This is a genomic window from Geobacillus sp. LYN3 (genome assembly GCF_003064505.1).
In the GTDB taxonomy this organism is placed as follows: domain Bacteria; phylum Bacillota; class Bacilli; order Bacillales; family Anoxybacillaceae; genus Parageobacillus_B; species Parageobacillus_B toebii.
On record NZ_QCWL01000001.1, the window covers coordinates 1,823,849 to 1,834,558 of the forward strand.

The 10,710-nt window shown below is 45.8% G+C and carries 11 protein-coding genes and 1 pseudogene; 10 read left to right on the top strand and 2 right to left on the bottom strand.

Going from position 1 to position 10,710, the window contains the following annotated elements; genetic code table 11:
* Position 1 precedes the first annotated feature (1 nt).
* Genes DCC82_RS09470 through cobO form a run of 5 tightly spaced genes read left to right on the top strand, consistent with a single transcriptional unit; the run spans position 2 to position 5,233 of the window.
* Positions 2-1,366 (top strand): cobyrinic acid a,c-diamide synthase CobB, encoded by a 1,365-nt coding sequence (locus tag DCC82_RS09470; RefSeq protein WP_097354470.1) that lies wholly within the window; start codon positions 2-4, stop codon positions 1,364-1,366.
* Positions 1,359-2,870, top strand: coding sequence for a cobyric acid synthase (locus tag DCC82_RS09475; RefSeq protein WP_097354471.1), 1,512 nt, complete (start codon positions 1,359-1,361; stop codon positions 2,868-2,870). Before DCC82_RS09470 ends, DCC82_RS09475 begins: the two co-directional genes overlap by 8 nt.
* Positions 2,870-3,925, top strand: coding sequence for a nicotinate-nucleotide--dimethylbenzimidazole phosphoribosyltransferase (gene cobT, locus DCC82_RS09480; protein WP_097354472.1), 1,056 nt, complete (start codon positions 2,870-2,872; stop codon positions 3,923-3,925). Before DCC82_RS09475 ends, cobT begins: the two co-directional genes overlap by 1 nt.
* Positions 3,922-4,701 carry a uroporphyrinogen-III C-methyltransferase gene (gene cobA / locus DCC82_RS09485; RefSeq protein ID WP_015863818.1) on the top strand — a complete coding sequence of 260 codons (780 nt, stop codon included), beginning with the start codon at positions 3,922-3,924 and terminating at the stop codon, positions 4,699-4,701. Before cobT ends, cobA begins: the two co-directional genes overlap by 4 nt.
* Positions 4,688-5,233 (top strand): cob(I)yrinic acid a,c-diamide adenosyltransferase, encoded by a 546-nt coding sequence (gene cobO, locus DCC82_RS09490; RefSeq protein WP_041269653.1) that lies wholly within the window; start codon positions 4,688-4,690, stop codon positions 5,231-5,233. Before cobA ends, cobO begins: the two co-directional genes overlap by 14 nt.
* 197 nt (positions 5,234-5,430) lie before the next feature.
* Here cobO and DCC82_RS09495 read toward each other — a convergent pair whose 3' ends face one another.
* Positions 5,431-5,664, bottom strand: coding sequence for a DUF3892 domain-containing protein (locus DCC82_RS09495; protein ID WP_015863821.1), 234 nt, complete (start codon positions 5,662-5,664; stop codon positions 5,431-5,433).
* Positions 5,665-5,736: 72 nt separating this feature from the next.
* On the opposite strand from DCC82_RS09495, the gene DCC82_RS09500 reads away from it, so the two are divergent.
* On the top strand, positions 5,737-6,417 hold the full coding sequence (locus DCC82_RS09500) for a class I SAM-dependent methyltransferase (protein ID WP_097354473.1): 681 nt from the start codon (positions 5,737-5,739) through the stop codon (positions 6,415-6,417).
* Between the two features lie 206 nt (positions 6,418-6,623).
* Here DCC82_RS09500 and metA read toward each other — a convergent pair whose 3' ends face one another.
* Positions 6,624-7,532, bottom strand: coding sequence for a homoserine O-acetyltransferase MetA (metA, locus tag DCC82_RS09505; RefSeq protein ID WP_097354474.1), 909 nt, complete (start codon positions 7,530-7,532; stop codon positions 6,624-6,626).
* Between the two features lie 160 nt (positions 7,533-7,692).
* Between metA and DCC82_RS18550 the strand changes: the two genes are divergently transcribed.
* From DCC82_RS18550 to DCC82_RS09525, 4 genes and pseudogenes are all read left to right on the top strand, one after another.
* Positions 7,693-7,821: a hypothetical protein gene (locus tag DCC82_RS18550; protein WP_133066517.1), complete on the top strand. Its 129-nt coding sequence runs from the start codon at positions 7,693-7,695 to the stop codon at positions 7,819-7,821.
* A complete protein-coding gene (locus DCC82_RS09515; RefSeq protein ID WP_015863824.1) occupies positions 7,791-8,312 on the top strand; it encodes a hypothetical protein in 522 nt (173 codons plus the stop codon). Before DCC82_RS18550 ends, DCC82_RS09515 begins: the two co-directional genes overlap by 31 nt.
* Positions 8,313-8,363: 51 nt before the next feature.
* Entirely contained in the window at positions 8,364-8,840 is a 477-nt protein-coding gene (locus tag DCC82_RS09520) for a glutathione peroxidase (protein ID WP_062678660.1), read from the top strand.
* Positions 8,841-9,082: 242 nt separating this feature from the next.
* Positions 9,083-10,642: pseudogene (locus DCC82_RS09525) on the top strand (ABC-F family ATP-binding cassette domain-containing protein); the annotation flags it as partial.
* Positions 10,643-10,710: the final 68 nt, after the last annotated feature.

A 10,710-nucleotide genomic window follows, 5' to 3' on the forward strand; every position in this document is an offset into this window, starting at 1 on the left:
CATGAGAAGAATCGTAATCGCCGGGACGGGAAGCGGCGTTGGCAAGACGACCATAACGATTGGATTGATGGCGGCGTTAAAACAAAAAGGCTACATTGTACAGGGGTTTAAATGCGGCCCAGATTATATTGACCCAACCTATCATACTGCTGTCACGGGCAGACCGTCGCGCAATTTGGACAGCTGGATGGTTGGACACGAAGCGGTTCAAGCCATTTGCGCAAAAGGCTGTGAAGGGGCTGACATCGCCATTATCGAAGGAGTCATGGGGATGTTTGATGGGAAGCGGCCGACGACAAACGAAGGAACGACGGCGGAAATCAGCGTATTAACGAATAGCCCGGTGCTATTGGTTGTTGACTGCGCCGGCATGGCACGGAGCGCGGCGGCGGTTGTCCGCGGCTTTCAAACGTTTGATGAACGCGTGCGCATTGCGGGAGTGATTGCCAACCGCGTCGGCAGCGAAGGGCATTTTCGCCTTGTAAAAACGGCGATTGAACAAGAATGCGGCATCCCGGTGATCGGTTATTTACAAAAAGATGATGTACTTCACATTCCGGAACGGCATTTAGGCCTCATTCCATCGATTGAGCGTGGGGAATTAGATCACTTTTTTGCGGAATTAGGCAAGCGCGTTGCCGAGACGGTAGACCTTGATGCGTTGCTTAAGCTGGCGGAAGCCCCAGCATTAAATGTTCCACAATCGTATTTCGATATAAGTAAATCGTATGATGTACGGATTGCGGTCGCGAAAGACGCGGCGTTTCATTTCTACTATCCGGAAAATTTAGAGCTGTTACAAGCATATGGCGCCGAGTTAGTCTTTTTCTCCCCGCTTGCCGGTGAGCCGCTGCCAGATGGGGTGCATGGGTTATATATTGGCGGCGGGTTTCCTGAAGAGTTCGCAAAACAGCTGTCCGAGCAACAAAATGTCAAACAGTCGATCAAAACTGCGATCGAAAGCGGGCTTCCGACATTGGCGGAATGCGGGGGGTTTATGTTTTTAACCGAAGGCATTGAAACGACGGACGGTGCGCATTATGACATGGTTGGCGTCATTCCGGGACGGATCGTCATGCAGCCGAAGCTTGTCGCGCTTGGATATCGTGAGGTGAAAGGAGAACCAGGAAACTTTTTGCTTCCGGAAGGATTGCGGGCGCGGGGGCATGAGTTTCATTATTCCACGTACGAAGCGCGCGGCGAGATTCCGTTTGCCTATGAAACAACGGGGCTTCGTGGTACGAAAAAAGATGGCTATCAGCATCAAAACTTAATTGCAGGATATGTCCATTTTCATTTTGCGTCTTGTCCGCAAATGGTCGAAAATTGGCTAACGAAATGCAAGAAGGTGAAAGACCATGGCTAAAGCGTTGCCGATTATGTTTCAAGGAACGCATTCCGACGCGGGAAAAAGCATTATTGCCACGGCGTTTTGCCGCATTTTCGCGCAAAACGGCTGGAAAACGGCGCCGTTTAAATCGCAAAACATGTCTCTTAACTCGTATGTGACGGTTGATGGAAAAGAAATCGGGCGGGCGCAAGGGATACAGGCGGAAGCGGCCGGCGTTGTCGCGACGACGGATATGAATCCGATTTTAATTAAACCGAGCCGCGAGCATGAATCGCAAATCGTTGTGCATGGAAAGCCGTATAAAAATATGCAGGCGTTCGCGTACCGCGGCGAATTTTTTGAAAAGGGGCTGGCGATTATCCGCGAGTCGCTCGATGTTTTAATGAATGAATACGACCGGCTTGTAATCGAAGGAGCGGGAAGTCCGGCAGAAATTAATTTAAACGACCGCGAACTTGTCAACATGCGCATCGCTCGGATGGCAAACGCACCGGTCGTGCTGATTGGCGATATTGAACGCGGCGGAGTGTTTGCCAGTTTAGTAGGAACATTGCAGCTGCTTGACAAAGAAGATCGCAAGCGGATCATCGGCGTGATCATTAATAAGTTTCGTGGCGACTTGGCACTATTGAAGCCGGGGCTCGATTGGTTCGAACAATATACCGGCGTTCCGGTGTTAGGCGTCGTTCCATATTTAGAAGATTTACATATTGACGCGGAAGACTCCGTTAGTTTAGAACAAATGTCCACAGCCGTAAATCCGGATAAAGACATTGATATTGCTGTTATTCGATATCCGAAAATATCTAATTTCACAGATGTGGATCCATTTTTGACCGAACCGGACTGCCACGTCCGTTTTGTGGCAACAGCCGCCCAGCTTGGCCAGCCAGATTTGCTTATTTTGCCGGGAAGCAAAAATACGATAGAAGACTTATTATATATGAAGAAAAACGGCATTGCGGAACAAATTGCACAGCTCAACAAACATCACCGTGTGACGATCGTAGGGATATGCGGCGGCTATCAAATGTTAGGGGCTCGTATCCGTGATCCATTTGGTGTGGAAACACCGCTAAGAGAAATTTCTGGATTGAATCTCCTTCCGATTGAAACGACGCTTGAGCGTAAAAAAACAACCGTTCTTTCGGAAGGAATATTGACATTTGCGGGTGAGCGTTTTTTCGTGAAAGGATACGAGATACATATGGGGCGTTCGCAGCCGCTTGATGGAAATATCCCTTTCATCCATGTCCAAGGGCGAGCGGAAGGAGCTAAAAGCAAAGATGAACGAGTGATAGGTACCTATTTTCACGATCTTTTTCATAATGATGCGTTTCGTGAGGCGTTATTGAACAAAATTCGCCGCGAGAAAGGATTAGCGCCTATTTACGGGCGCCAGTCATTCCGTACTATAAGAGAACAAGCTTTTGACCGCCTTGCCGATCATGTGAAGCGGCATGTTCGTATCGAAGAAATTGAAGAGAAAATGCATGTGTTTCGAAAGGGTGATGTGTAATGTTATTTTCGATTCCAAAGCTTAATAAAGAAATAGGAAAAGAGGTACGCGCTTACGTCGACCAATTGACAAAACCGGTTGGCAGCCTTGGTCGTTTGGAACAGTTAGCGGTGGAGCTGGCGGAAATGACAGGGAACAAATTTCCTGATGTTTCTCCGCCGGGTATCTTTGTGTTTGCGGCTGATCATGGTGTTGCAAAAGAAGGGGTGTCAGCGTTTCCGCCAGAAGTGACGGCACAAATGGTGTGGAATTTTGTTCAAGGCGGTGCGGCGATTAACGTATTCAGCCGGCAAATTGGCGCAATATTTGCCGTTATTGATGTTGGGGTCGCTTCACCAATTGAACATGAAGCAGTAGTTTCCAAGAAAGTGCGGTACGGGACAAACAATTTTTGCAAAATGGAAGCGATGAGCAATGCGGAAGCGGAACAAGCGCTAATAGTTGGTTACGAACAAGCAAAGGAAATAATCGACCAAGGAGCGCGTACTCTCATTGTCGGTGAAATGGGCATCGGCAATACGACTACCGCGAGTGCGATTTTAGCGGCGGTGAGCGGCAAGCCAATTGAACAACTTGTCGGAAGAGGAACAGGCATTTCGGAAGAGAAGATTGCGCATAAAGCCGATGTCATTCGCCGCGCGTTGTCACTTCATCAGCCTGATCCGTCTAAACCGATTGATTTATTATCCAAAATCGGTGGCTTGGAAATCGCCGCGATGGTGGGGGCGATGCTAGCGGCAGCGGAGCGGCGCGTTCCGATTTTATTGGACGGATTTATTTGTACCGTTGCTGCACTTGTAGCTAAGCTTTTTGCTCCGAATGTTGCCGATTATATGATTGCCGGTCATCGTTCTCAAGAAATTGGCCATCAAATTGCTCTTGAATTATTAGGGAAAGAGCCGCTTATCGATTTAAGCATGCGACTTGGTGAAGGCAGCGGTGCGGCTGTTGCATTTCCGCTGCTGGCATTTGCGGCAGCGATGATAAAAGAAATGGCGACATTTGCTTCTGCCCATATTTCAAATTCTGTAGAAGGAGCAGGAAAACAATCATGACAAATGGAAAAGTATATATCGTTGGTGCCGGTCCCGGTGATGAAAAACTAATCACTGTCTATGGATTGGAATGTATTCAACAAGCTGACGTCATTATTTACGACCGGTTGATTAATAAAAAATTACTGAAATACGCCAAAATCGGCGCTGAGTTAATTTACTGCGGAAAAGAGCCGGGAAAGCACGCGCTCATTCAAGAGCGGATTCACGAGCTGTTAGTCGAAAAAGCAAAACAAGGAAAAATCGTCACTCGTCTAAAAGGAGGCGATCCTTGCGTCTTTGGACGGGCTGGGGAAGAAGCAGAGGTGCTTGCGCAGCACAGCATTCCGTTTGAAATCGTTCCTGGCGTGACGGCGGGAATCGCAGCTGCCGCTTATGCCGGCATACCGGTTACACACCGGGAATATGCTGCTTCGTTTACCATTGTTACCGGCCACGGCCGTCAAGAAAAGGGAGATGACCGTCTTCATTGGGAAGGGTTGGCGAAAGGAAGCGATACGATTGCCTTTTATATGGGTGTCGGCAATTTGCCGTATATTTGCCAAAAACTAATCGAACATGGAAAGCCGTCGAATACTCCTGTGGCGGTGATCGAATGGGGAACGACACGGAGACAGCGAACGGCTGTCGGCACGCTGCAGACGATTGCCGATATCGTCAAGAAAGCGAATCTTTCCCACCCAGCGATTATTCTTGTCGGAGAGGTCGTTCGGCTTCGTGAAACGATTCAATGGTTCGCTGAGATGGACCGGGGTGAGACGGTTGCCACCATATAAAAAGAAAGGGCGCATCATCGTTTACACGGGGGATGGAAAAGGAAAAACGACCGCCGCTCTCGGATTGGCGATACGAGCGGTGGGAAGAGGGAAAAAAGTCGCCGTCATTCAGTTTATTAAGTCACCGGAACGAACGTATGGAGAGCATCTTATATTTCAAAAACTCGGGATTGAAATGTATCAAATGGGCGCCGGGTTTACGTGGACGAAAACGCCCGAAGTGCATCGTCAGGCATTGAAAGCGGCATGGGAATTTACGAAAGAAAAAGTGTTATCGGGTATGTACGACTTGATTGTTTTAGATGAACTGAACAATGCGCTTGCGATTGACCGGTTTCCGGTCGATGATATCGTCTCCGTTCAAGACGTACTTCGATTGATGGAAAAGCGTCCACCTGATCTTCATTTAGTAATTACCGGCCGTTCGGCGAATAGGAAATTAATCGAGGCAGCTGACATTGTTACGGAGATGAAACTGATCAAACACGATTATGAGAAAGGCGTTACGGCAATGAAAGGGATTGAGCTTTAGCTCATCCCTTCTCTGATTCATTCATAAAGATCTGTTTTGTCGTTTTGCGATTTATTACGTTTATTTCCTTTGCTGTTGTCGCCCGAGATCGGTCCATTTAGGAGCGACATGGCATCTTGTGTAGGGGCGTTCTGATTTTTGCTTCCTTTATTCGGTCTTTTTGTCATGTGCTAGCACGTCCTTTCCACAAATAAGTATTAGGAAAACGTAGGAAGTTGATCAAGATTGTTGGAGGCATCTCCGTCGGGATTGGAGCGTATATATTGTTCCCCATCGTGTTCGGTAACGATATGGACACCGGTAATCGCACCGTTTTCCACTTCCATTAATGCTTTGCGATACGATAATACGCTCCCTTTGGATGTTTTAAATCCAATGATGTCTCCTTGATGATTTTTTTGGACAGCGACAAATGTTTCTTGTCCGTTCATGAACAATCACTCCTTCTTTCAGCATTATTATTTTTTGTAAAAGGACAATTTTTATTCGAACGAGGTGTTACGATGGTCATTTTTGACTGGCATAAAGAAGCGGAAAAACAGTGGGACGAAAGAGCGGATTTTTGGCATCAAAGCAGTGAAGAGATGTGGGAGCGGGGAAGCCGGAAAACGATTATTCCGTTCCTTTCATCATATATTCCAAAAGGAAGCAATGTCATTGATTTAGGGTGTGGGGATGGTTATGGAGCGTGGAAGCTGCATCAAACAGGATACGATGTTATCGGCATCGATTTGTCGAGCGAAATGGTGGAAAAAGCGAAAGCGCGGAGAGAGAACGAAAGGCTGCGCTTTATTCAAGGCGACTTAATGAAATTGCCGTTTGCTGATGAAACGTTTTCTGGAGCGATGGCAATCAATTCGTTGGAGTGGACGGAACGGCCGCTTGAAGCGCTAAAAGAAGCAAAACGGGTGTTAAAGCGAGGCGGCTGTTTTTGTGTCGGCATTCTCGGGCCGACCGCTGCGCCGCGCGTCAACAGCTATCCTCGTTTATACGGAAAGCCGGTTATTTGCAATACAATGATGCCGTGGGAGTTTGAACAATTAGCGAGGGAAAACGGCTGGGATGTTGTCGATGGACAAGGTGTTTATAAACGGGGAGTTCCCGAAAAGCTGGTCCAGCAGTTATCCATCGAACTAAGACAAGCACTGACGTTTATGTGGTTATTTATGTTGCGTAAGAACTAAAAAAACAAAAAATGCCGATTCATCCCCCACCTATGCTTCGTTTAGAGGTGGGGAGCTTCTCGGCAAAAAAGATAAACAACACAACCATTCACGCAAAGCCGTTACTAATGCCGTTGCAACCTATTTTCCGTACATTTCTTATCAAAAGCTGCCGTATTGTATGAAAATGCATGGGACAATCGTGAATTTTATTCAAAAGAATATACTTATTCCCACTCATATGGCGTTTCTTGATAAACGTAATAGTTCAGCCAGTTGACAAACAATAAATTCGCATGAGAGCGCCAAGTGTTAAGCGGCTGTTTCGTTGGATCGTCGTTTGGAAAATACGATTCTGGAATGTGAATTGGAAGCCCCTTGGCTAAATCGCGTTCATATTCCTCTTTTAATGTCGTAGCATCGTATTCCGGATGGCCAGTTAAAAAGATTTGCTTGCCATCGTTGGATGCGACTAAACATACGCCTGCTTTCTCCGAAACAGATAAAATCGTCAGTTCTGGGATTTTCTCAATATCTTCACGTTTTACATCGGTATGGCGTGAATGCGGCATCCGAAACACATCGTCAAATCCGCGCAATAGCTTGACATTTTTTACTTCAAGCGAATGTTCGAAAATACCGAAGCATTTTTGTGGAAGCGGATATTTCGGAATGCCGTAATGGTAATAAAGCCCCGCTTGCGCTCCCCAGCAAATATGTAGCGTTGATGTCACATTTGTTTTCGTCCATTCCATAATTTCTGTGAGTTCGCTCCAATATGTTACTTTTTCAAACGGCATTTGTTCGACCGGAGCACCGGTAATAATCATTCCATCAAACTTCCGATGGCGGATATGTGGAAAGATGGTATAAAATTGCTCGAGATGATGCTTGCTTGTCGTCTTTGATTCGTGTGTTGCCGGGCGTAAAAATGTCACATTCACTTGAAGCGGCGAATTGCCAAGAAGACGCAATAACTGTGTTTCCGCTTTTTCTTTTTCCGGCATTAAATTTAAAATGACTATATTTAACGGACGAATGTCTTGAGAATACGCCCGTTCTTCATCCATTACAAAAATATTTTCTTGTTCTAGTATTTCTTTTGCCGGTAAATCTTTTGGAATATTGATTGGCAACAGTCTCACCCTCCATTCTTTGTTTTAAATAACTTAATTATAAAAACATTACAAATTTTATTCAACGAATTTTTTTCCATTTGTACAAGTGGTAAAATGTATATGTTTACATTCATTACGTATGTGGATTTAAGACGTCGACTGGCGTGGAGTTGAAAATGTGATGACGATGCCAGGCTTGCCGAAACAGCCAGCGGCGCTTCGCATGAACGTCGATGAAAACGGAATGCTGTCGCTTTATTTTAAAGGGGAGATTGGATGTTTGATCCAACTGTATTTGATAATTTGAAAACAGTGCTCGAAGGAGCGGTATATGACCTTGATTTAGCGGGAGAAATCGTTGTAATCGATCGTCACGATATGGTCGATTTGGCTCACTTTTCGCGTGCATATACGATTACGTTTTGTTTATCATCTGATCATAAACAAAATATATCATGTACGATTCGATTGGAAATGGACTTAGAACAAATTGCGCAAGAACTGCTTCAGCGCGCAGTTCGCCCAGGATGCAAGCTGATGATTACGTTCTCTTTGCCGATCCGTCGGCATACAACGTGCTCTCTTATTGAGGGCACGTTGCTTCGCATTTGGGGAGACAAGCGAATCATTCGACAAACGTTAAGTCATGATTTTCCTAATGAAGAGTCTGTGTATCATAACGAAGTAACGATCGAATTCGGCCGCCTTATTTATGAAGACAATGTCGATGATTTGCAGGCGATGATCCCGTATATGCTTGATTCGCTTGAACAGCTGCAACCATTTTACAAGTCCTAGAAGTGGAAAAGCGCCGGAAAATTCAATATGATGAAAGAGAGGTGAAAAACGATGAGTATTTATGATTTTCGAGTAAAAACGATTCGTGGGGAAGAACAGTCGTTAGCTGATTACAAAGGAAAAGTGCTTCTTATTGTGAACACCGCAAGCAAATGCGGTTTTACCCCTCAATATAAAGAATTGCAGGAGCTGTATGAACAATATCGCGACCGTGGATTCGTCGTTCTTGGTTTTCCGTGCAATCAATTTGGAAATCAAGAACCGGGAACGGAAGAAGAAATTGAACAGTTTTGCCAAGTCAATTACGGCGTAACTTTTCCAATGTTTGCCAAAGTCAATGTCAACGGCGAAAACGCCCATCCGCTTTTTCAGTATTTAAAGGAAAAAGCCCCAGGTGTGCTTGGAACAAAGGCGATTAAGTGGAATTTTACGAAGTTTTTAGTCGATCGCAACGGAAACGTCGTTGCCCGTTTTGCTTCACAAACAAAGCCGAGCGAGTTAAAAAACGAAATTGAAGAACTGTTGTAATAAAGGAAAAAATGTATTTCCGATGAGAAAGACGGCTTTTTGCCGATAGATATAGTTGTTTTATAGGTTTATAAAGCATGCAAATTTCTGTCAACATTCTAATATGTCTTAGCCGGATGGAGTTCTAAGAAACAATAGGTCATTTGCCGCTGATACTTAACGGAACGAAATGCACGCAGGTGCGGGTGCCTAACTGCTGACTTTCGTCGGCGAGAAGCTCAAACGAGAGTGGGATGGTTGCCATGAAAATGTTAACGGTGGAAAATATCGCAAAAAGCTACGGAGAAAAGGTGTTATTTCAACAACTGTCTTTTACGATTAAAGAAGGGGAGCGCATCGGCATTATCGGCGTCAATGGCGCTGGAAAATCAACATTATTGCGCATCATTGCCGGGGCGGATGCGCCTGATGAAGGACAAATTACTTATTCAAAAGATTTCACGATCGGTTATTTGCCGCAGGAGCCGGAGTTTCGTCATGATTTTACCGTGTTAGAACAAGTATTCCATCGCGATACGCCGCTTATCCGCCTTTTGCGGGAATATGAGCTGGCGCTTGCTGAGCTCGAGGAACATCCCCTTGATGAAAAGCGGCAAGCGCGCTTGTATGCCTGCCAGCAGCAAATGGACGCATTGAACGCATGGGAAGCGAATGCGAATGCAAAAGCGATTTTGACAAAGCTAGGCATTTCGGATATGACGAAACGAATCGGAGAGCTGTCCGGAGGGCAAAAACGGCGCGTAGCGTTGGCACAGGCGCTTATTGAAGCACCGGATTTACTGATTCTTGATGAGCCGACGAATCATCTTGATTATGAAGCGATACGCTGGTTAGAAGAATATTTATCACGTTATCAAGGTGCGGTACTGTTTGTGACGCACGATCGTTATTTCTTAGACCGCGTCACCAACCGCATTTTTGAGCTTGATCGCGGCAAGTTATACACGTATGTCGGGAATTATGCTGCATTTTTAGAGGCAAAAGCACTGCGTGAAGAACAAGAACGTACTGCTGCGGAAAAACAGCGTAATTTATACCTCCGTGAGCTCGAATGGGTAAAACGCGGAGCAAAAGCGCGGACAACGAAACAAAAGGCGCGCTTAAAGCGGTTTGAGCAGTTAGAATCGTCGCTCGTTACAGAAAAAAGCGGCCAGCTTGATATCGCGCTAGGCGGTAGCCGGCTTGGCAAAAAAGTCATTGAGCTAAAGCACGTAAGTCAATCGTTTGGCGGAAAGCGGCTTTTTCATCAGTTTGACTTGTTAATCAAACCAGGCGACCGAATCGGCATCGTCGGGCCGAACGGCAGCGGCAAATCCACTTTGCTTAATATCATCGCCGGACGGCTGCAGCCGGAAGAAGGAGAGGTGGAAATCGGTCCGACTGTCAAAATTGCCTATTATACGCAAGAGCATGTGGAAATGGACGAACAGAAACGAGTCATCGAGTATATTCGCGAAGTGAGCGATGCGGTACGCACCGTTGATGGAAACGTCATTTCCGCCGCACAATTGTTAGAGCAGTTTCTTTTCCCGATGCAAATGCATGGAACGCCGATTCGCAAACTGTCCGGAGGGGAAAAACGCCGTTTATATTTATTGCGCTTGTTGATGACGGAACCAAACGTCTTATTGATCGACGAGCCGACAAACGATTTCGATACGCAAACGCTGACTGTCCTTGAAGATTATTTGCAGTCGTTTCCTGGCGTTGTCGTTACCGTATCACATGACCGCTACTTTTTAGATAAAGTCGCTGACCAGCTGTTGATTTTGGAAGGGAACGGAAGAATATCTACTTACCTGAATCCGTGATGGTTGGAAATCAACTTTGATTTTGGTGTTAGTTCTATGGATATATGATCCATACATCC

Bases quoted from the DNA above. Each gene is read 5' to 3' on its own strand.
- DCC82_RS09515 (WP_015863824.1), top strand. From the start codon at position 7,791: ATGTTTGATCCAACTGTATTTGATAATTTGAAAACAGTGCTCGAAGGA.
- DCC82_RS09495 (WP_015863821.1), bottom strand. From the start codon at position 5,664: ATGAACGGACAAGAAACATTTGTCGCTGTCCAAAAAAATCATCAAGGA.
- cobT (WP_097354472.1), top strand. From the start codon at position 2,870: ATGTTATTTTCGATTCCAAAGCTTAATAAAGAAATAGGAAAAGAGGTA.
- DCC82_RS09470 (WP_097354470.1), top strand. From the start codon at position 2: ATGAGAAGAATCGTAATCGCCGGGACGGGAAGCGGCGTTGGCAAGACG.
- DCC82_RS09520 (WP_062678660.1), top strand. From the start codon at position 8,364: ATGAGTATTTATGATTTTCGAGTAAAAACGATTCGTGGGGAAGAACAG.
- cobA (WP_015863818.1), top strand. From the start codon at position 3,922: ATGACAAATGGAAAAGTATATATCGTTGGTGCCGGTCCCGGTGATGAA.
- DCC82_RS09475 (WP_097354471.1), top strand. From the start codon at position 1,359: ATGGCTAAAGCGTTGCCGATTATGTTTCAAGGAACGCATTCCGACGCG.
- DCC82_RS09500 (WP_097354473.1), top strand. From the start codon at position 5,737: ATGGTCATTTTTGACTGGCATAAAGAAGCGGAAAAACAGTGGGACGAA.